Raw genomic sequence first — 19,683 nt, 5'->3', positions numbered from 1 at the left:
TGCCTGCAAGCCTTTCCGCCCACGTTTAGGCCGAAGTGAAGCTCGCCATGGTTCGGTTCGGCTCCCAGAACGCCTTCATCGAGGCGACGCGGCCGTCGTCGTTGATGACGTAGACCATGATCAGGTCGGTCGTGGTGTGCGAGCCGTCCGCGAACGAGGTCTTGATGCTGCCGATGTTGGCGCAGGTGTTGCTTCCGGGGTTCGCGAACGAGTCGGTGATCAGGAACTCGAACGTCTCGATCGGGGCGATCGCGAGCTCCCAGAACGCCGAGATACCGGCGTGACCGCGGTGACCTTTGCCCTCTTCGTCGAACATCGACGGGCCGACTGGATCCTCGAGCAGGGCATCTTCGGCGTACACCGTGAGCCACTCGGCGAGGTCACCCTTGGCGACGGCTGAGTACGAGCGCTGTGATGCTTCGCGCGCGGGGTGCGGGTCGTTGGGGGCGTTCCAGATGATGGCGTCCGAGGTGATCATGATTTCTCCTTCGATGGTTTCTTGATTCCGCCGTAGATGCCGCGGCGCACGATCAATGGCTGGAGGACGGTGTCGACCGACCAGTTGGGGATGCGGTAGCCCTTGCCGTTGGGGGCGAAGACGGTGAGGCCGTTGTCCTGGGTTCCGACGACGGATCCCCACCGACGGCGAGGAGGTTTGTAGGGCTGAAGCTTGCCACCCTTGAGATGGGCTCGGATGTTGCGAGCGAGGAGCTTGTCGGCGCGATTGCGCGCTGACGTGCGCAGCGGATCGGTCGCGGCGATGTCGCCGATCGCGAAGATCGCATCCTGGCCGGTCACCCGGAGGTTGGGGTCGACTCGTACGAATCCGCCCTCGTCGAGGAGCTCTGACGGGAGCCAGTCCGAGTTGGGACGTACGCGCCCGACGGCCCATACGACCGCATCCGCTTGGGCCGCGGGCTGACCGGTACTCCACTCGACGGGCTCATGGGTGATCTGGTCGAGGTCGAACCCGGCCGGGATCACGGCTCGGTGGCCGGGGTGGAGTCCCACGCCGCGATCTACCAGAAGTTTGCTGACGCGTTGCCACACACCACGATGGTGTTGCGGCAACGCGGCTTCACCCGGGAAGTAGAGGTCGATCTGCTTGTCGGGCCAGGCGTCGGCGAGATTCGCGGCACTGCCAACCGACGCTGCGCCGCCTCCGATGATCGCGATCGACTGGGCACCGGCGAGCGTCTGATGAGCTGTGGCGACGGCATCGTCGACCTCTGACTCTGTCTGCACGTCCGGGTTTCGCCAGAATCCGTTCGTCACGCCGGTGGCGATGACCAGTACGTCGTACGGTTCGCTGCCGGTCATACCGTCGGCATTCTTGTACGAGACCGTGCGCCCGGCAGGGTCGATGCCGGTCACGGCGCCGTGAACGGTTCGTACGCCGGCCAGTCGTCGATAGCGCTCGAATGGGACGCGGTGGTGCTTGGCCCAGAAGTCAGGTCGAGCCAATCGGAGCCCCAGCTCCTGACCACTGACCATGCCTGGCTTGGTGCCGATGCCGATGACGTCGGCATCGCCGGCGAGGTGGATCGCGGTCAACAGACCGCTGTCACCCAGCCCAGCGACGACAACCCGGGGCTTGCTCAACGCTTGGCCTTCGGGGGCAGTGGCAGGAAGACGGAGACCCGGTCGATCACGTCCTGGTAGTCCGGACGGCGTTCGAGGCTGCGCTTCTCCATCATCGGAATGCTGGCGAACATGAACATCGCGAGCATCGCGATGGCACCGCCGAAGATCCACCACGCGTCATCCGACGATGCAGCGAGTCCGAACAGTGCGAGTGAGACCCAGAAGCTGACCTCGCCGAAGTAGTTGGGGTGACGCGACCAGCCCCATAGGCCGACGTCCATGACCTGGCCCGGGGTCCGGTTCTGGACGAACCGGTAGAGCTGGAGGTCGGCGATGAACTCGATCGCTACGGCGCCGAGGCCGACGATCGTGGCCACGATGTCGAGCCAACCCACGTCGCGCCCGGTGTTCGTGACGACGACGTATGTGGGCGTCAGTGCTGCAAACACCACCATCGTCGGGAAGAAGTGGATCCCGGCGAAGTCAACGATGGCTTCGGACTTGCCGGCCTGCTCCTTGAGCATCGGGTAGCGCCAGTCCTCGTGGTGCATGCCCGGCCAGTTGAAGATCCAGTTGCCCGTGAGGCGGATCGCCCAGGCGGAGATGACCAGCAGGACCAGCCAGAGCCGTGCACCCTCGGCCTCGGTCTCGATCCACCAGTAGACGAAGATCGCCGGCGGGATGACGCTCCAGTAAGCGTCGTAGAAGCTCGAGTTCTTGTAGGCGCGGCTGAAGACGAAGATGACGACCGTCGCGATCACATCAGCGATCAGCGTGTCGAGCCAGAGCTTGTCAGTGCTGGGACCCCAGGCAAGCCAGGCGCCAGCAGCAGCGAACGCTATGACGTACGCGATCAGGACTCTGATCAGCGCTGCGTTCTTGCTCATGCGTTCTCCTCGGCGGTGATGTGCTGGACCGCGCGTGATGCGAAGACCAAAGCCTGACCCAGCGGAGCGCCGGGGCCGGGATAGAACGGGCCGAAGATCGACGCGGCACTGTTGCTGGTGGCGTACAGCCCCGGGATGGGGTCACCGTCGGGTCGAACGACGCGACCGTGTTCGTCAATCACCATGCCGCCCTTGGTGCCGAGGTCCGAGAGTACGAATCGCGCTGCGATGTACGGCGGGGTCTCGAGCGGGATGAGGGTGGCTCCGCCGGTGAAGAAGTTGTCGTACTCATCCTTGCCACGACCGAAGTCCTCATCGACGCCGTTCCTGGCGAACGTGTTGAAACGTTCGACGGTCTCGGACAGATCGGTGAGACCGAGCTTCTCGGAGAGCTCAGCAATGGTGTCGGCCTGGGTCCAGGTGCCTGCCTTGAGGTGCTCGGCCGGATCGCCTTCTGGCATGGCGATGGCTGGCAAGCCGCCGCCCTCGCGGGAATCAAAGACGAAATGCGAGGGGATCCGGTTCGGGGCGCCAGCCATCTGGTTGCCGAACTGGTCGTACGGGAGGCTTTCGTTGGCATAGCGACGACCATCCGAGTCGACCATCACGCCGCCGCGGAAGCCGAGGGTGAAGGAGCCTCCACCCTCAGGCTGCTCGAGACCGGGGCAGAGCCATGCCTTGTCCATGTGGTCGATCGCTGCGCCGAGGGCCTTGCCGGCCTCGATGATCTCGCCGGTGTTGGTTCCGGTGGGCGCCATGGTCCACTCGGCTGCGCCCGGCACGCCATTCGCGCTGCGGAGTGTGTCGTTGCCTTCGAAGCCACCGGCAGCCACGATCACGCCGCGCTCGCCTCGGATCGTCTCGCCGCCCTCGGTGGTGACGCCGACGACGCGGCCGTTCTCAACGACGTAGTCAATGACGTTGTGGTCGGTCAGCACAGTGCCGCCATCGCGTACGAACGCCATCAGCGTTCGAGCGATCAGAGCTTGTCCACCGGAGAGCGTGTTGCGACCACCTTCACCGGCACGGTCGCGCTCGACCGGCGGGCGTACGAGTGCGCCGACTTCGGCGGGCAGTTCGTCGCGACGGATGTTGCTCGGCTGGATCGATCGACCCATCGGTACGCGACCAGGTGCATCGAAGTACTCGGGGAACGGCGACCACTCCCACTCGAAGGCGTCGTCGGCCTCAAGCTCGGCCACGAGCTTCGGCGATTCGGCGAGGAACACCTCAACGTTGGTCGACAACGGCGTGGGCAGAAGCGCCTCGAGGTAGGAGCGCGCGCCCTCGGTCGAGTCGCTGAGGCCAGCTCGCTGCTGCACCTCGGTGCCGGGCAGCCAGCAGGATCCGCCGGAGTAGGCAGACGTGCCGCCGACCAGATTGGTGCGTTCCAGAACCACGGTCTTGAGCCCAGATTTCTGCGCGAGATAGGCCGCGATCAGGGCGCCGCCGCCGGATCCGACAACAACAACGTCGTTCGTCATTCGGTCATGCTAGGGCAAAAACTGGAACACGTTCTATCTGTGTTCTACTCTCTTGCCATGCCACAGACACTCGACACTGACACGTACCGCGGCCCGCACTCGGGCCAGATGCTGCTCCATTCACTCAAGCGGCACCGCAACGCGAACGTGCTTCAGCTGGGCGACAAGACGATCACCGGACAAGAGTTTTCCGATCAGATGAGCCGCTACGTGCGCGCGCTCGAGGACCTCGGCGCCGGCAGTGGTGCAGCCGTTGGGCTGCTCGCAGCGAACCGCCCGGAGGTGCTCTTCATCATCGGTGCGGGCCAGACTCAGGGCTACCGACGTACGGCGTTGCACCCGCTCGGATCGCTCGACGACCACGCATACGTGCTCGAAGACGCTGGTGTCAGTGCCCTCATCGTCGACAACATCGACAAGTTCCTGGAGCGCGCTGAAGGGCTGAAGGAGAAGGTGCCCGGCCTGACGACGGTCATCACGATCGATGACCTCGCGGCCAAGGCAGCGACGTACGAAGACCAGCCTCTCGAAGCCAAGGAGCTGGCGTCCGATCACATCGTTGGAGTGACCTACACCGGCGGTACGACCGGCAAGCCCAAGGGCGTCATCGGTACGGCCTCGAGCATCGCTGCGATGACGCAGATCCAGCTCGCTGAGTGGGAGTGGCCGGAAGCTCCGACCTTCCTGATGTGCACGCCGCTGTCACATGCTGGCGCTGCGTTCTTCGCACCGGTCGTCGCGAAGGGTGGTCGCCTTGTCGTCCTGCCGGGCTTCGATCCGGCCAACGTCCTCAAGACGATCGAGGAAGAGAAGATCACCGCGACGATGCTCGTACCGAGCATGCTCTACGCGCTGATGGATCACCCTGACTCGCACACCCGTGACCTCTCCAGCCTCGAGACCATCTACTACGGCGCATCGGCGATCAACCCTGTCCGCCTCGCAGAAGCGATCGAGCGCTTCGGTCCGATCTTCGCCCAGTACTTCGGCCAGTCCGAGGCTCCGATGGTCATCTCGTATCTCGCCAAGGGCGATCACACGCCCGAGCGCCTTGCCAGCTGCGGACGACCGAGCGCATTCCTGCGCACGGCACTGCTGGGCGAGGACGGCGAGCCTGTCGCTCAGGGTGAGCCCGGCGAGATCTGTGTCGCCGGACCGCTACTGGCTGCCGGCTACTGGAACAAGCCCGAGGAGACCGCCGAGGCGTTCCACGACGGCTGGCTCCACACCGGTGACATTGCGCGTGAGGATGAGGACGGCTTCTGGTACATCGTCGATCGCGTCAAGGACATGATCGTCACCGGCGGTTTCAACGTGTTCCCGCGCGAGGTCGAGGACGTCATCGCCGAGCACCCGGCGGTTGCGCAGGTTGGCGTGATCGGCACTCCGCACGAGAAGTTCGGCGAGGCCGTGACGGCCGTTGTCGTGCTTCGTTCGGACGTTGACACCAGCGACGAGGCGATCGCGACGCTGACCAAGGAGATCCAGGCCCTGGTCAAGGACCGCAAGGGCGCGGTTCAGTCGCCGAAGGACGTCATCATCGCCGACTCGTTGCCACTGACGGCGCTGGGCAAGCCCGACAAGAAGGCGCTCAGGGCAAAGTTCTGGACCGGCGAAAGAAGCGTCGGCTGATACTCAGCTATCTCCTTGGTTCCTAGGGAGGCCGTCCGCGGCCGACCGGGAGCGAGCTTGCGAGCGAAGGGCTGGACTGGCGACCGTAGCGTCGGCTGACACGCGCGCACCGAGGCGGCGCTGACGTTCGACCGTGGCTACGTAGAACGCCCAGCCGAAGGTGAAGCTCGCGAAGAGCGTCACAGCGAAGAACAACCATGGCTGGTTGATGCCGCGTCGTCGACCGTCGACGATAGCGACCAACGGCAGGATCACCACGTTGGCGATGATGAAATCGGCGCCGGCCGAGCTCGCCGCGGGGTTGTCGAACATGAGCTTCATGTACTGCTCCCACGAGCCGTCCCCCACCAGCGGATTGGTGAGCCAGCCGTTGGTGTTCTCGGTGACGAACTTGATGTTGAACGTCCATCCGGCAGCGATCGACGCGATTCCCACGACGTAGAGCACGATCTCGAAGCCAGAGAACATCGGGCCGCTGTCGGGTCGCCGGAAGATCGCCTTGTTGGCTCGAATGATGAGCCAGATGACGACGAAGGCCAGTAGCGCGTGCACGGTGAGCGAAAGCATGGCTACACCGTCGGCCCAACATTGAGTTTTGTCAATGTTGACGGAACTACGTACGCCGAGCCTTGCGATACGTTCTGCGCATGGCCCGGAATCCGCAAACGGCTCGTAGCGAGCGCACCCGCGTCGCCCTGCGGCGTGCGGCTCTCGCTCGGTTCCAGTCCCAAGGAGTCGAGGCGACCTCAGCCGAGCAGATCGCTGAAGACGCGGGCGTCACCCTGCGTACGTTCTACCGGCACTTCCCGTCGAAGCACGACCTGCTCTTTGCCGACTACGACTCTGGCCTCCAGTGGTTCCGGGGAGCCATGGCGGCGAGACCTGCCGACGAGCCGATCGTCGAGTCCGTACGAGCGGCGATCTTCGCGTTCCCGTACGACGTGCAGCCGCTCACTCAGATGGCGGCGTTCCGCGCAGCCGAGCTCGACCCTGACCGAATCGTGGCCCACCTGAGGCAGGTCGAGGCTGACTTGGCGACTGCGATCACCGAGATCTTGCGCCGTCGTTTTGGCGGCGACGATCGGGCACTCGATGTCGTCGTGACCGCGCGTTGCATCGCGGCAGCATTGTTCGGCGCGATGGAAGTCTGGATGCTGCGCGATCGTCGGACGCTCGCGGACCTGGCCGAGGCCAGTCACGCATCGCTGACCGCGCTCGAGAGCGGCTTGGGCGACGACGGGATGTTTCGTCACTATTGACGAAACTGTGCTGAGGGTGCCACCGTGCCGTCATGGCACAGGACACGACATACGACGCCGTCATCATCGGAGCCGGCCACAATGGACTGACCGCAGCACTGCTGTTGCAGCGAGCTGGGCTGCGTACCGTCTGCCTTGAGGCGAAGCGATACGCCGGCGGCATGGCGTCGACCGTCGAGCTCTTCGACGGCTACAAGTTCGAGATCGCTGGATCGGTCCAGCTGCCAACTTCGATGATCGTGAGCAAGGAGCTCGGGCTCGACACCCTCCCGCAAGTCGAGCTCGAGGTGATGTCGGTGTCGATCATCGAAGAAGGCATCGAGCCGCTGATCTACTACACCGACCTCGGCGACGCCGCGGTTCACATGGAGGAGAAACACGGCATCGAGGTCATGATCGGCATGGCCGAGATGATGGGCTGGAGTGCCGCGCCGACTCGCGCTCTCGGCCGATTCGAGGCTGGCACGCTCCCCAAGAGTCTTGATGAGATGTACGCCTGCGCGTCCAACGACGCCGAGCGAGCCAGCATCACCGAGATGCTGTTCGGCAGCGCGACCGACGTTCTTGATCGCTATCTGCCCGACAAGAAGAAGCACGCAGCACTCCGCGGAATGCTCGCCTTCCTCGCAGTGAATTCGACGTACCGAGGGCCCTCGAGTCCCGGTAGTGCCGCAGGTCTGGCCTTCGGCATGGCGGTGCCGGACGAGAACACCGTCCTGACCAAGAAGCTCAAGGGCGGCATCGGCGTGCTGACCCAGCACCTGGCCGATCAGTACGCCGAGGTTGGTGGAGAGCTCAGGCTCGACTCCTCCGTCAGCGAGATCGTCGTGGTTGACGGTGACGTCGCGGGCGTCGTTCTCGACGGAGGTGAACGCATCGAGACGTTCACTGTCGTCTCCGCGGTTGCTCCCGATCTGACCCTCAACTCGCTGGTCACCGATGGTGCGGTGGAGGCCGGGCTCAGCACTCGCCTGGCCGGAATCGATCACCGCGGCAGCTACGTACAGATGCACTTTGCTCTCGATGGAGTGCCGGAGTTCGTGGCGCCGTACGAGTTCCTCAACGATCCGAAGATGCAGAGCGCGATCGGCCTGTTCGCCACACCCGAGGAGCTGCAGCGGCAGTTCGAGGACAGCAAGCGCGGCATCGTCCCGGCGACGCCAGCACTTGCGTTCCAGATCCCGTCTGCATCCGATCCGGACCTGGCTCCTCCAGGCAAAGCCGCGGCTTCGGCGTTCGCGCTGTGGTTCCCGGTCGAGGAGGATCCGTCGGAGTATGCGCGGCTCAAGGCCGAGATGGGCCAGGCCGTAATCGACCGGATCACGACCTTCGCGCCGAACTTCGAGAGCCTGATCCTCAAGCACACAACGTTCACGCCGAAGCACATGGGCACGATGTTCGGAGCGCCAGGAGGCGACTACTGCCACGGCTTGATTCACCCCGACCTGCTCGGTCCCTACCGTCCAGGTCCGGCTGGCTACGTCGATCAGCCCCACAACATCGCAGGCCTCTACCTCGGCAGCGCGGGTTGCTACGGAGGGCCGGGCATCACGTTCATCCCCGGCTACAACGCAGCTCAGGCGGTCCTAGCGGAGCGTTAGGGTCTGAGTCATGGCCATTCAACGCATGGACAATGTCGCCATCGTCGTGGAGGACCTCGATGCCGCGATCGCATTCTTCGCAGAGCTCGGCATGGAGCTCGAGGGACGGATGGAGATCGAAGGCGCCTTCGCCGATCTCGCCGTCGGACTCGATGGCATCAAGAGCGAGATCGCGATGATGCGGATCCCTGATGCTCCGGGCCGGCTGGAGTTGACCAAATACAACGCACCGCAGGCGATCGCGGCGTCGCCGCCTGTGCCCAACACGATCGGCCTGCATCGGGTGATGTTTGCCGTCGATGACATCGACGACACGATCGCACGACTGCGCCCCCACGGTGCCGAACTGCTCGGCCCCGAGGTGGCGCAGTACGAGAACTCGTACCGACTCTGTTATCTCCGCGGCCCCGCTGGCATCATCGTCGCCCTGGCAGAGGAGATCGGCTAGCTACTTGCCGGTGAACTGTGCGGGGCGCTTCTCGAGGAATGCCCGCGGTCCTTCCTTGGCATCGTCAGACTTGAAGACTGCGGCGCCGACCTTGGCGTCGTCGGCCCAGCAGTCGTCCTCGTGCTTGCCCTCGGAGTCGCGCATCGTCTTGAGGATCGCCTGGACTGCGAGCGGTCCGTTGGCCGCGATCATGTCCGCGAGCTCGTGCGCTTTGGCCAGCGCGGTGCCGTCCGGTACGACGTGGCCGATCAGGCCGAGCTCCTTCGCCTCAGGGGCAAGGATCGGTCGGCCGGTCAGCAGCAGCTCCGCGGCGACGGTGTACGGGATCTGGCGCGGAAGGCGTACGGCTGAGCCGCCCAGCGGGTAGAGACTCCAGCGTGCCTCGGCGACACCGAACTTGGCGGACTCGCCGGCGACTCGGATGTCGGTGCCCTGCAGGATCTCGGTGCCACCGGCAATTGCCGGGCCCTCGACTGCTGCGATCAACGGCTTGGTGAGACGGAAACCCTTGAGCAAGCCCTTGAGGATGGTCGGGTCGAAGTCGCCCGACTCGAAGCTGTCTCCCGGCGGCTTCTCGTTCGCTGTGCTGAGGTCCATGCCCGCACAGAAGAAGCCACCAGCGCCGGTCAGGATGCAGACGCGGATCTCGGGGTCGGAATTCACCCGGTCCCATGCGTCTTCCATGATCCGGAGCATCTGGGACGAGAGCGCGTTGCGGCGCTCGGGTCGGTTCATCGTCACGATGAGCTTGTGACCGTCCTGCTCGACGAGACAGTCGGGGGAGGAGGTATCTGCTGTTTCAGGCATAGAGGGCAGCGTAGTCAAAAACGAGAACGTGTTCTAGTCTTGGCCTCATGGCACTGAACATTGCTGACCTTTTCGAGCACGCAGTTGACGCAGCTCCCCAGAACCTGGCTCTCAAGGTGGGTGAGCGAACCGTCACCTATGCAGAACTCGAGACCGAGTCCAACAAACTGGCGCATTACCTGCAGTCCCGAGGCGTGAAGGCCGGTGAACACGTCGCCGTTTACGCGAAGAACAGCATCGAGCACGTCATCGCGGTTCTCGCGATCGTCAAGATCCGCGCGGTCAACATCAACGTCAACTACCGGTACGTCGAGGGCGAACTCAACTACCTGTTCGAGAACGCTGACGTGGTGGCCCTGATCGTCGAGCGCACGTATGCGCCGCTGGTTGCCAAGACCAAGCCGAACCACCCGCTGCTGCAGACCGTTGTCGTCATCCCCGACGTGATCGAGCCCGACGATCAGTCAGACATCTCCGCCTTCGACGGCGTCTTGTACGCCGACGCGATCGCCGATCAGTCCGCCGAGCGTGACTTCGAAGAGCGCAGCGCCGACGACCTCCACATCATCTACACCGGTGGCACCACAGGTTTCCCGAAGGGCGTCATGTGGCGTCACGAGGACTTCTGGCGCACGCTCGGTGGTGGCATCGACTTCTACACCGGCGAGAAGCTCGAGGAGTTCGACCAGTCAAAGCAGGCAGCGCAGGAAGGCCGCATGGTCACCTTCCCGCTCAGCCCGCTGATGCACGGTGGTGCCCAGGCGGGTCTGCTGATGCACCTGTTCGCCGGTCACCTGACGATCCTGGAGCCGAAGTTCGACGCTCAGCGCACCTGGGAAATCATTGACGAGAACGGCGTGATGCTGATCTTCATGACCGGTGACGCCATGGCGCGACCGCTGATCGAGGAGTTCGAGCGCAAGGCCGCCACGGGTGAGCCCTACTCCGGTGCGAGCCTGTTCGCCGTCTCCAGCAGCGCAGCGATCTTCTCCCCGGAGGTCAAGGAGCGCTGGATCGAAGCCCTCCCCAACCCCGTCTACACCGACTCCGTCGGCGCGAGCGAGACCGGTTTCCAGGGCATGGGTATGCAGGACAAGACGCACATCTCGAGCGACGGCCCTGTCGTCGGTCTCGGCCCGAGCAGCGTCGTCCTCGACGAGGACAACAACGTGCTTGACCTGGCCACCAACGTCGGCAAGATCGGCCGCCTCGGCCGCGGTGGATCGGTGCCGGTTGGTTACTACAAGGACGAGAAGAAGTCCGCGGAGACCTTCCTGGTCGTCGACGGGCTGCGCGTCTCGGTTCCCGGCGACTTCGCCCGAATCGAGGAAGACGGCAAGGTCACTCTGCTGGGCCGTGGCTCCAACTGCGTCAACACCGGCGGCGAGAAGGTCTACCCCGAAGAGGTCGAGATGGCGATCAAGCGCCACCCGGCCGTCTACGACGTACTGGTCGTCGGCATCCCCGACGAAAAGTTCGGCCAGGCCGTCGCCGCACTGATCCAGCCGCGCGAGGGTGAGACCCTCGAGCTCGAGGAACTGCGCGACTACCTGCGCGAGTTCCTGTCCGGCTACAAGCTTCCGCGGGTTTTGACGCTCGTTCCGGAAATCCCGCGCAACGCCACAGGCAAGGCGCAGTACCCCCGTGCCAAGGAGCTCCTGCTCGAGGCCCAGAACGCAGAAGGGGCTAACGCCTGATGCACACCGAACTTTGCGAACGTTTCGGGATTCAGTACCCGATCTTCGCCTTCACCCCGTCCGAGCACGTCGCCGCTGCTGTCTCACGCGCCGGAGGACTCGGCGTTCTGGGCTGCGTGCGGTTCAACGACGCCGACGAGCTTGACGGCGTCCTGGACTGGATGGATGAGAACACCGACGGCAAGCCGTACGGCGTCGACGTCGTCATGCCGATGAAGATCCCCACCGAGGGCAAGTCGGTCGACCTCAAGGCGATGATCCCCGAAGCGCACATCTCCTTCGTGGATCGCACCCTGCAGCAGCTTGGCGTACCGCCGCTGCCCGAGGGTGAAGGCCGTGAAGGCGTCCTTGGCTGGCTGCACTCGGTTGCTCGCTCACACGTCGACATCGCCCTCAACGGCAAGCACCGACCGGTGCTCATCGCCAACGCGCTCGGATCGCCGCCGAAGGACGTCATCGACCAGGCCCACGCCGCAGGCGTACAGGTTGCCGCTCTGGCCGGTGCTGCCAAGCACGCCATGTCGCACGTCGCCAACGGCGTCGACATCATCATCGCCCAGGGCTATGAAGCTGGCGGACACACCGGTGAGATCGCCAGCATGGTGCTCACCCCTGAGATCGTCGACGCAGTCGGTCCCGACGTGGCCGTGCTCGGAGCAGGTGGCATCGGTCGAGGCCGCCAGGTCGCCGCATCACTCGCGCTTGGCGCCCAGGGCGTCTGGACCGGTTCGGTCTGGCTGACGACTTCGGAGTACGCGAACCTCAACACCAACGCAGGTATGACCGAGGCGTTCCTCCGCGCATCCAGCGCCGACACCGTTCGTACGCGCGTCTACACCGGCAAGCCGGCTCGTCTCCTCAAGACCAAGTGGACCGAAGCGTGGGAGGCCGAAGATGCGCCGACGCCGCTGCCGATGCCGCTGCAGAATCTGCTGGTCGCTGACGCGCACAGCCGGATGAACTCTGCGGGCAACCCGGACGTCATCTCGATGCCTGTCGGTCAGATCGTCGGATCGATGAACGAGGTTCGCCCGGTCGCCGAGGTCATGGCTGATCTGATCAGCGAGTACGAAGAGACCGTCAAGCGTCTTTCGTCGCTGTAGATCAAGATTTCTAGAACTTGTTCTAGAAATTGCGTGCTTTGAGTCGATCACTGCCTTACCTTGGTGATGGTGTTCTGGGTCACACTCCCGACCCACACTCCCGATCACACTCCCGATCACAGTTAAGGCTTCTGTCTTGCGACGACTGCGCTCAAACCCCGATGGCTCAAACAAGCACCAACGCGTCCGACGCGTAGCAGGCAGTGCTCTAGTCACATTCGCGCTGGTACTTGCTGCTGCTTGCGGTGGCTCGACACTCGACCCTGAGTACGTTCAATCGGCCAACAACCCGAACGGCGTCAGCGGCGGCGGAACGCCCGGCGATGTCACCGGATCTGGCGATACGCCGGCGGATGCCGGCCCGGATGCCGGCGACAGTGGCACCGGAGACTCGGGCGGCGGAGCATCGATCCCCGGCGTGAAGTCCGCCTCATGTGACGGGTTCAAGAACCAGAAGGGCATCACCGACAAGCAGATCCTGCTTGGCAACTCGTCCGACATCAGTGGTCCGGTGCCGGGTCTGTTCACGGCGGCTCAGCAGGGCACGAAGGCGTACATCGCCTACTTCAACGCGACGACCAGCATCTGTGGTCGCAAGCTTGCGCTGACCACTCTGGACTCCCGTACGGATGCGGGTGCCGATCAGCAGGCCTACACCAAGCTCTGCGAATCAGTCTTCGCAGCGGTCGGCTCGATGTCAGCGTTCGACTCGGGTGGAGCCGCGACGGCCCAGAGGTGCGGACTTCCCGACATCCGTACTGCGGCGGTCACCGCAACCCGCAACGCTTGCAGCACCTGCTTCGGCGCACAGGCAACTGGTGCGCGTGAGTTCAGCAATGCGATCCCCGACTTCTTCGTCAAGCACTACAAGGCCGCCAGCCAGAAGGCCGCCTTCCTCTACCTGAACGCCGGAGCGTCCGCCGAGAACGCGGTCACCCAGCAGAAGATCGAGACGCGACGCGGAATGAAGTTCGTGTATTCCTCAGGCATCGATGTTGCCGAGTTCAACTACGGCCCCTACGTCCAGCAGATGAAGAGCAAGGGTGTGCGCTGGGTGCAGTTCATCGGCGGCTACCAACAGGGTGTCCGCCTCGCACAGGCCATGCAGTCGGCCAACTTCAAGCCTGACGTGAAGTTCTTCGACCCGACTGTGTACGACGCCGGTTTCGTCAGGAGTGGTGGATCCGCGGTCGAAGGCTCGATCACGTTCACCAACTTCACCCCCTTCGAAGAGTCGCAGCCGGAGATCAACCTCTACAAGCGGTGGCTCCAGCAGGTTGCCCCGGGCGCGGCCCCGACGTTCTTCGGGCTGTTCGCCTGGTCGGCCACCAAACTGTTCGTCGCACAGTCGCTCAGTCTGGGCGGGAAGCTCACTCGGTCCTCGCTCGTCGCAAGCGTGAGGGGCGTCCGTGACTGGAAGGCCGACGGTGCACATGGCCCGATGGACGTGGGCGGCAAGCACTCGCCCTCCTGTGTCAGGTTCCTCCAGCTGCGTGGCGGCAAGTGGGTGCCGTTGAAGGGCACCGCGTACGTGTGCCACGGCGCGGGCAAGGCGTGATCTCGTGACTGAGTTCATTTCGTACACGATCATCGGGATATTCACCGGTGCGGCGTACGCCATTGCGGCCAGTGGTCTGGTGCTGACCTACAGCACCACGCGCGTCTTCAACATCGCCCACGGCGCCGTCGGCATGGTCTTCGCCTTTGTCTACTGGGACTTCTCGATCAGGCAGGACATACCCGTCTGGCTCTCGCTAGTTCTCGTGCTCTTCGTGGCCGCTCCGCTGTTTGGTGTCTTCGTGCAACGAGTGCTCGCTCGTGGCCTTGGCTCTGCGCCAGTCAGCGTCTCGCTGGTCGTGACCGTCGGCTTGTTAGTCGCCCTGATTGGTGTAGCCACGCAGATTTGGCCGCCGGAGTCGCGGACACTGCCGCAGTTCTTCAAGGGGCGCATGATCGAGGTCGGCGACATCACGGTCACCTGGCACCAGGTCATCACCGTGATCATCTCCATCATCGTGGCGATGGGCCTCTACGTCCTTCTGGCCCGGACACGCATCGGTACGGGCATGCGCGCTTCGGTCGACAATCCGGAGCTGCTTCAGCTCTATGGCGGCCGACCGCAGCTCGTGGCGGCGCTTGCGTGGGCGATCGGCTGTTCGCTCGCCGCTCTGGCCGGCATCTTGCTTGCCCCAGTGATCGGTCTTCAGTACTACGACCTGACTCTGCTGGTGATTTCGGCGTACGCCGCCGCGATGCTCGGCAAGCTCACCAACCTGCCCATGACCTACATCGGCGCCATGGCGCTTGGCATCGGGCAGTCCTATGTCGTCGGCTATCTCGACAAGATCCCGTTCCACAAAGAGGTTCCTGGTCTGGCGGCTGTCATTCCAACGCTGTTCCTGTTCGCGATCCTGGTGTTGCTGCCCCAGGCGCCACTGCGCATTGGTCAGGTCAAGGGCATCGTCTCCGCACCGGTGCCGACGCTCGGTCGAGCCGCCGCTTGGGGAGCGGCGCTCATCGTCGGTGTCATGGTGCTCTCCGTCGTCCTGTCCGGCTCCAACCTCCTGCTGGTAGGCACTGCGGCCACCTACGCGATCGTCATGCTCTCCCTGGTTCTGTTGACCGGTTACGGCGGCTACGTCTCGCTGGCCCAGTTCACCTTCGCCGGAGTCGGCGCCGTGGCGTACGCCAAGATCGATCAGCCCAACTTGTTGGGGCTCTTCATCGCCGTACTCGTTGCTGCTGCCGTCGGTGCCTTGGTGGCCATTCCCGTCCTGCGGCTCACCGGCCTCTACCTCGCGTTGGCGACGCTGGCGTTTGCCCAGCTCATGGACAAGTTGCTGTTCCAGTCCGCGATCGCGTTCGAGTTCAACAACCCGCTCAAGGCTGAACGCCTTTCCATTCTTGGGTTGAACCTGGACGGCACCGGCCGATACGCCGTCATGATGACCGTCTTCTTCGTACTCATTGCGTTGGTCGTCCTTGCCGTACGGCGTGGACGCCTGGGCCGGATCCTGGTTGCTGTGCGTGACAGTCCGGCAGGCGCCGGAACGCTCGGAGTCGACATGCGCTGGCTTCGGGTGGGTCTGTTCGCCGCGTCTGCCGGCATCGCTGGCTTCGCGGGTGCTCTGTTCGCCGGCCTACGAGGCACCATCGTGGCCTTCGACTTCCAGTTCTTTGCCAGCCTGCTGTTGCTGCTGATGGCGGTCGTGTGGGGTGTCACGTCGGTGACCGGTGCGGCCCTCGGCGGAATCTTCCTGATGTACCTCCCGGTGGCCCAGTCGGACAGCCCGTCGATCGCGGGCCTGTTGTTCCTGCTCCTCGGCCTCGGCGCGGTCATCCTTGCTCGCGACCCGAATGGATTGGCCAACAAGCTGTTCCAGATTCCCGGCAAATTCCAGGACGACGTCTACCCGTGGCTCGTCAAGAGATTCCCGGCGCTCGCCAGGTCGAGATATGTCGACGATGACGAGTTCGATGACGAACTCCTCGAGAGCCAGAAGGAGGTGGATCCGGATGTCGTTGCTTCACGTTAAGGACGTAGTCGTCCGGTTCGGCGGTGTGACTGCCGTCAACCACGCAAACTTCGAGGTCGAGCGAGGCACTGTCACGGGCCTGATCGGACCGAACGGCGCCGGCAAGACCACCTGTTTCAATGTCATCACCGGGCTGCAGACACCGACGGCAGGTCGGGTGATCCTGGACGGCAAGGACATCACCAGGATGCCCGTGCCCCGACGCGCGCGGCATGGCATGGGCCGTACGTTCCAGCGCCTTGAGGCCTTCGGTTCGCTGACCGTCGAGGACAATGTTCGCGTCGCAATCGACATCCGTGACGGATTCCGCGGGTTCATGCGAGCAGTCGACGGCTCGGCCGACGCCGAGATCGACGCTCTGCTCGAACGGGTCGGCATCCTGGACTACGCCGAGGAGCGTGCTGACTCCGTTCCGACCGGCACCGCGCGTCTCCTCGAAGTTGCCCGAGCGCTCGCCCGCAACCCTCGTCTCTTGCTTCTCGACGAGCCGTCCTCCGGACTGGACGAAGCCGAGACCGAGGCCTTTGGTGGCCTGCTTCTCGACCTTGCGGCTGAAGGTCGCACTGTTCTGATGGTTGAGCACGACATGGACCTCGTGATGCGCGTCTGCCACGAGATCCACGTTCTGGACTTCGGATCGATCATCGCCCAGGGCACGCCCGAGCAGATCCGCAAGGATCCGGCGGTCCAGAAGGCCTACCTCGGCTACAGCGACGAAGACGTAGCCGTGACGAAAGAGGTGGCGCTATGAGCGTGCCGATTCTTGAAATCGTCGACCTGCATGCCGCGTACGGCCGCATTGAGGTTCTGCGCGGAGTCAGCCTTTCCGTCCCGCGTGGTGCCGTGATGGCGCTGCTCGGCCCCAACGGCGCCGGCAAGTCCACGCTCCTCAAGGTCGTATCGGGCCAGATGGAGCAGACCTCGGGCGACATCCACCTCGCGGGCGTTCACGTTCGAGGTGCCAAGGCCGACGACCTGGCGCGACTGGGTCTGACCACCGTCCCCGAAGGACGAAGTGTCTTCCCCAACCTCACGGTTGAGGAGAACTTGCTGCTGATGTCGTACGCGGGCGTGGAGGCCTACAAGGTGTTCGACACCGCATATTCCTACTTCCCACGACTGCACGAACGTCGTTTCCAGCTCGCCGGAACCCTGTCGGGCGGCGAGCAGCAGATGCTCGCGATGGCGCGTGCCCTGAGCTCGGACCCGGCCTTGCTGCTGCTCGACGAGTTGTCGATGGGCCTGGCCCCACTGATCGTCGATGAGCTCTACGAAACCGTCGGTCAGATCGCCCAGTCCGGCGTTTCGATCCTGGTCGTCGAGCAGTTCGCGCGCACTGCGTTGAAGATCTCCGACTACGCGGCAGTGATGACCGGCGGCCGCATCGTGGCAACCGGCGAACCTGACGAGATCAACGACATCATGGCCGACGTGATCCTGGGAGGTGCCGCATGACCCGTGGCGCTCGAAACGACAAGACGCTCTACGACAAGACGGTCGTCGGACGCGCACGTTCGATGAGTCGACGCGCGAAGCGTACCGCCGCGAGCCTGCTCGCGTTTGGTCTGCTCGCGGGCGGGACTGCGTCCGGAGCCGCGCCTGCCCAGGCGGTGGCGTACGGCGGGTTCAGCACCGCGGCGACGGCCACTCCGATCAAGCTCGAGATCTTCGAGCCCGTTATTCCGATCCCCACGGAGCCGCAGGGCGAGTTCGACCTCTCCTACACACGGGTGCTCGGTGGCTCCGGACCAGCGACGTCGGCTCGTGCCTCAGCCTTCTGGCCCGGGGCGGCCGTCGGTGAAGGCCTCAAGACCTTCGGCGAGCAGCTTGGCTTGCCGGCGGCGCTCACTGGCGGCGGCTACCCAGTTCAGGCCAATGCCGGCTTCCCGGGCGATACGCCCGAGCAGTACCAAGAGTTCTTCCCGGGGATGATCGGTCGGGTCAAGGCTGGTGACAAGAGGACCGTCGCCAAGGTCGCCTACACCCCGACCGACGTGAATGACGGCGATGCCGGCGACAGCAAGGCGCCCCCAGCCAACCCGCTCGACGCTCTGACGGGGCTCTTCGGCGCAACGCCTGCACCGTCCACGAACCCGCTGGGCACATTGGGTCTGCTGATCGACTTCGACGGCATGACGAGCGTCTCGAGCTCCGACTATGACGGCACAACTGCTGTGGCCACGGCGACGAGTCGTATCGGTGAGCTTCGGCTGCTCGCTGGCGTTATCAAGCTCACCGGCGTCAACGTTGTCACCAAGGTGACCAGCACGCTAGACGGAGGCGCGATCACGTCGCAGACGGTCGATGTCGGCGGCATGACGGTCGCCGGTCAGAAGTTCGCGTACGGCCCCGACGGATTCACCGCGGTCGGCAAGGTCACTCCGATCCCTGGCATCCCGACCTCTGCCGCGGACCTGCTCAAGACGCTGGGGGTTGCCATCGAGGTACCCAAGCCCGAGATCACCAAAAGCGGATCCACGGCCAAGATCATTGCTGAAGCGGCTCGAGTCACGATCGACACCGCACCGCTGCGCAAGAACCTTCCGAAGCTGCCGCTGGACGACTTGGTGAACGGTCTCCCCGATCTTCAGCAAGGCAACATACTCAAGGGTCTGTTGCTGTCCATCAACACCATTGCACCCAAGATCGTCCTGCGACTGGGCTACTCGGAGGCCTCGGCCTCCACCATCACGTTGGCGGACCTCGGCGGAGGCGGTGCAGGGCCTGCCGCTGGCGCCGGAGGGGGCCTTGCGCCCGCTCTCGATGACGTACCGCCCACGACTGACCTCGGCGGCGACGACACCACGGCCGCTCCAGTGGCCAAGGGAATGCCCCCGCTGCGCAGCTTGCCGATGATCCTGCTGATCGGCGGTGCACTGCTCGCCAGCGGCGTGGCTTGGTACCTGCGCCAAGCAGGCCTCCTGCTGTTCGGCGGAGCCAATGACTGTTCGTTCGGCCTCCAGGCCGGTATCCCGGATCTCAGAAAGGCCTGAAGGCCATGACAACGCAACAGATTGCTGCCCAGCCCGCCAAGGGAGCGCCGCATGTGATGCCTCGCGCAGGATCGCGAGACGGCACGGCACCGCTGCGCGACAACCCTGTGCAGATGCTGCACCTGGTCCTGTTCATTGCCGGTGCGATTCTCCTGCCCGCTGGTCTGATCGTGATCGGCCTCGGCTGGTACGGCGCCGCGCACACTCCCTATGCGTACGACCAGATCGCTTACTTGGTCTCGGCAGTCTTCGGACTCGGCATGACGTTCGTCGGCGGGTTCCTCTACTTCGGGTCGTGGCTGGCCCGCATCGCAGGCGACCAGAAGGAATCACAGCGTCAGCTCTCTGACTCGGTGCTCCGGCTGGCCAATTCGGTGGCGCGCAACACCGCCATGGCTGCGGGTGCCTCGCTCGAATCGGATGGGTCCGGTGCGAAGCGCGGACAGGTACGTGCCGTGGTTCGTCCCAAGGATCCGGGCGCCGTCCTGGTGATGGCTGGCCGCGGCACGACCGTGCACCGCGCTGACTGCAGCTTGATCTCGGGTCGTGAGGATCTGCGTCCGGCGGGTCCGGATGCCAACGAGCTCACGCAGTGCCGCCTCTGCCGGAAGCAAGCGACGACCTGATCAATCGGGCGTTGCAGTTCAAAATG

Annotated in this window: 18 protein-coding genes; 12 read left to right on the top strand and 6 right to left on the bottom strand. The window is 64.2% G+C overall.

Annotated features, from left to right (window positions below; all coding sequences use genetic code 11):
* Positions 1–25: 25 nt before the first annotated feature.
* From J2X11_RS00860 to J2X11_RS00845, 4 genes are read right to left on the bottom strand one after another with little or no spacing between them, the layout of a single operon-like run.
* Complete coding sequence (locus J2X11_RS00860) at positions 26–478, bottom strand: nuclear transport factor 2 family protein (protein WP_309965443.1); 453 nt, start codon at positions 476–478, stop codon at positions 26–28.
* Positions 475–1,602, bottom strand: coding sequence for an NAD(P)/FAD-dependent oxidoreductase (locus J2X11_RS00855; RefSeq protein ID WP_309965441.1), 1,128 nt, complete (start codon positions 1,600–1,602; stop codon positions 475–477). The genes J2X11_RS00860 and J2X11_RS00855 overlap by 4 nt, the downstream gene beginning before the upstream one ends.
* Positions 1,599–2,471, bottom strand: a complete 873-nt coding sequence (locus J2X11_RS00850) for a DUF1295 domain-containing protein (RefSeq protein WP_309965439.1) — start codon at positions 2,469–2,471, stop codon at positions 1,599–1,601. The genes J2X11_RS00855 and J2X11_RS00850 overlap by 4 nt, the downstream gene beginning before the upstream one ends.
* Entirely contained in the window at positions 2,468–3,955 is a 1,488-nt protein-coding gene (locus J2X11_RS00845) for an FAD-dependent oxidoreductase (protein WP_309965437.1), read from the bottom strand. Before J2X11_RS00845 ends, J2X11_RS00850 begins: the two co-directional genes overlap by 4 nt.
* 57 nt (positions 3,956–4,012) lie before the next feature.
* Here J2X11_RS00845 and fadD8 point away from each other — a divergent pair, with 57 nt between their 5' ends.
* The gene (gene fadD8, locus J2X11_RS00840; RefSeq protein WP_309965435.1) at positions 4,013–5,587 is read left to right on the top strand and encodes a fatty-acid--CoA ligase FadD8; all 1,575 of its coding nucleotides are present in this window, start codon (positions 4,013–4,015) and stop codon (positions 5,585–5,587) included.
* Positions 5,588–5,590: 3 nt separating this feature from the next.
* On the opposite strand, the gene J2X11_RS00835 is transcribed toward fadD8, so the two are convergent.
* A complete protein-coding gene (locus tag J2X11_RS00835; protein WP_309965433.1) occupies positions 5,591–6,154 on the bottom strand; it encodes a DUF2834 domain-containing protein in 564 nt (187 codons plus the stop codon).
* Between the two features lie 80 nt (positions 6,155–6,234).
* Between J2X11_RS00835 and J2X11_RS00830 the strand changes: the two genes are divergently transcribed.
* Genes J2X11_RS00830 through J2X11_RS00820 form a run of 3 tightly spaced genes read left to right on the top strand, consistent with a single transcriptional unit; the run spans position 6,235 to position 8,895 of the window.
* Entirely contained in the window at positions 6,235–6,846 is a 612-nt protein-coding gene (locus J2X11_RS00830; protein WP_309965430.1) for a TetR/AcrR family transcriptional regulator, read from the top strand.
* Between the two features lie 32 nt (positions 6,847–6,878).
* Entirely contained in the window at positions 6,879–8,447 is a 1,569-nt protein-coding gene (locus J2X11_RS00825) for a phytoene desaturase family protein (RefSeq protein ID WP_309965427.1), read from the top strand.
* A 10-nt stretch (positions 8,448–8,457) separates the two neighbouring features.
* Positions 8,458–8,895, top strand: coding sequence for a VOC family protein (locus J2X11_RS00820; RefSeq protein WP_309965424.1), 438 nt, complete (start codon positions 8,458–8,460; stop codon positions 8,893–8,895).
* Here the strand turns inward: J2X11_RS00820 and J2X11_RS00815 are convergent, their stop codons facing one another.
* Positions 8,896–9,702: a crotonase/enoyl-CoA hydratase family protein gene (locus J2X11_RS00815; protein WP_309965422.1), complete on the bottom strand. Its 807-nt coding sequence runs from the start codon at positions 9,700–9,702 to the stop codon at positions 8,896–8,898. It lies immediately after the preceding gene.
* Between the two features lie 47 nt (positions 9,703–9,749).
* Here J2X11_RS00815 and J2X11_RS00810 point away from each other — a divergent pair, with 47 nt between their 5' ends.
* The 8 genes from J2X11_RS00810 to J2X11_RS00775 all read left to right on the top strand — a co-directional run bounded on the left by J2X11_RS00810 (position 9,750) and on the right by J2X11_RS00775 (position 19,657).
* Positions 9,750–11,399, top strand: coding sequence for an acyl-CoA synthetase (locus J2X11_RS00810; RefSeq protein WP_309965419.1), 1,650 nt, complete (start codon positions 9,750–9,752; stop codon positions 11,397–11,399).
* Positions 11,399–12,502, top strand: a complete 1,104-nt coding sequence (locus J2X11_RS00805) for an NAD(P)H-dependent flavin oxidoreductase (protein ID WP_309965416.1) — start codon at positions 11,399–11,401, stop codon at positions 12,500–12,502. The genes J2X11_RS00810 and J2X11_RS00805 overlap by 1 nt, the downstream gene beginning before the upstream one ends.
* A 136-nt stretch (positions 12,503–12,638) precedes the next feature.
* Positions 12,639–14,060 carry an ABC transporter substrate-binding protein gene (locus J2X11_RS00800; protein WP_309965414.1) on the top strand — a complete coding sequence of 474 codons (1,422 nt, stop codon included), beginning with the start codon at positions 12,639–12,641 and terminating at the stop codon, positions 14,058–14,060.
* A 4-nt stretch (positions 14,061–14,064) separates the two neighbouring features.
* Positions 14,065–16,038, top strand: coding sequence for a branched-chain amino acid ABC transporter permease (locus J2X11_RS00795; protein ID WP_309965412.1), 1,974 nt, complete (start codon positions 14,065–14,067; stop codon positions 16,036–16,038).
* Positions 16,019–16,789 carry an ABC transporter ATP-binding protein gene (locus J2X11_RS00790; protein ID WP_309965409.1) on the top strand — a complete coding sequence of 257 codons (771 nt, stop codon included), beginning with the start codon at positions 16,019–16,021 and terminating at the stop codon, positions 16,787–16,789. The genes J2X11_RS00795 and J2X11_RS00790 overlap by 20 nt, the downstream gene beginning before the upstream one ends.
* A complete protein-coding gene (locus J2X11_RS00785) occupies positions 16,786–17,493 on the top strand; it encodes an ABC transporter ATP-binding protein (protein WP_309965405.1) in 708 nt (235 codons plus the stop codon). The genes J2X11_RS00790 and J2X11_RS00785 overlap by 4 nt, the downstream gene beginning before the upstream one ends.
* On the top strand, positions 17,490–19,031 hold the full coding sequence (locus J2X11_RS00780) for a choice-of-anchor P family protein (RefSeq protein WP_309965402.1): 1,542 nt from the start codon (positions 17,490–17,492) through the stop codon (positions 19,029–19,031). Before J2X11_RS00785 ends, J2X11_RS00780 begins: the two co-directional genes overlap by 4 nt.
* A 5-nt stretch (positions 19,032–19,036) precedes the next feature.
* A complete protein-coding gene (locus J2X11_RS00775; protein WP_309965399.1) occupies positions 19,037–19,657 on the top strand; it encodes a hypothetical protein in 621 nt (206 codons plus the stop codon).
* Positions 19,658–19,683 lie beyond the last annotated feature (26 nt).

It is taken from the genome of Aeromicrobium panaciterrae, assembly GCF_031457275.1.
In the GTDB taxonomy this organism is placed as follows: Bacteria; Actinomycetota; Actinomycetes; order Propionibacteriales; family Nocardioidaceae; genus Aeromicrobium; species Aeromicrobium panaciterrae_A.
The sequence above is the reverse complement of the archived record's forward strand: the minus strand, read 5'-3'. Positions and strand labels throughout refer to the sequence as shown.

Excerpts from the sequence above, each read along its gene's own strand:
- J2X11_RS00860 (WP_309965443.1), bottom strand. The coding sequence starts at position 478 with ATGATCACCTCGGACGCCATCATCTGGAACGCCCCCAACGACCCGCAC.
- J2X11_RS00850 (WP_309965439.1), bottom strand. The coding sequence starts at position 2,471 with ATGAGCAAGAACGCAGCGCTGATCAGAGTCCTGATCGCGTACGTCATA.
- J2X11_RS00845 (WP_309965437.1), bottom strand. The coding sequence starts at position 3,955 with ATGACGAACGACGTTGTTGTTGTCGGATCCGGCGGCGGCGCCCTGATC.
- fadD8 (WP_309965435.1), top strand. The coding sequence starts at position 4,013 with ATGCCACAGACACTCGACACTGACACGTACCGCGGCCCGCACTCGGGC.
- J2X11_RS00835 (WP_309965433.1), bottom strand. The coding sequence starts at position 6,154 with ATGCTTTCGCTCACCGTGCACGCGCTACTGGCCTTCGTCGTCATCTGG.
- J2X11_RS00830 (WP_309965430.1), top strand. The coding sequence starts at position 6,235 with ATGGCCCGGAATCCGCAAACGGCTCGTAGCGAGCGCACCCGCGTCGCC.
- J2X11_RS00825 (WP_309965427.1), top strand. The coding sequence starts at position 6,879 with ATGGCACAGGACACGACATACGACGCCGTCATCATCGGAGCCGGCCAC.
- J2X11_RS00820 (WP_309965424.1), top strand. The coding sequence starts at position 8,458 with ATGGCCATTCAACGCATGGACAATGTCGCCATCGTCGTGGAGGACCTC.
- J2X11_RS00815 (WP_309965422.1), bottom strand. The coding sequence starts at position 9,702 with ATGCCTGAAACAGCAGATACCTCCTCCCCCGACTGTCTCGTCGAGCAG.
- J2X11_RS00810 (WP_309965419.1), top strand. The coding sequence starts at position 9,750 with ATGGCACTGAACATTGCTGACCTTTTCGAGCACGCAGTTGACGCAGCT.
- J2X11_RS00805 (WP_309965416.1), top strand. The coding sequence starts at position 11,399 with ATGCACACCGAACTTTGCGAACGTTTCGGGATTCAGTACCCGATCTTC.
- J2X11_RS00790 (WP_309965409.1), top strand. The coding sequence starts at position 16,019 with ATGTCGTTGCTTCACGTTAAGGACGTAGTCGTCCGGTTCGGCGGTGTG.
- J2X11_RS00785 (WP_309965405.1), top strand. The coding sequence starts at position 16,786 with ATGAGCGTGCCGATTCTTGAAATCGTCGACCTGCATGCCGCGTACGGC.
- J2X11_RS00780 (WP_309965402.1), top strand. The coding sequence starts at position 17,490 with ATGACCCGTGGCGCTCGAAACGACAAGACGCTCTACGACAAGACGGTC.
- J2X11_RS00775 (WP_309965399.1), top strand. The coding sequence starts at position 19,037 with ATGACAACGCAACAGATTGCTGCCCAGCCCGCCAAGGGAGCGCCGCAT.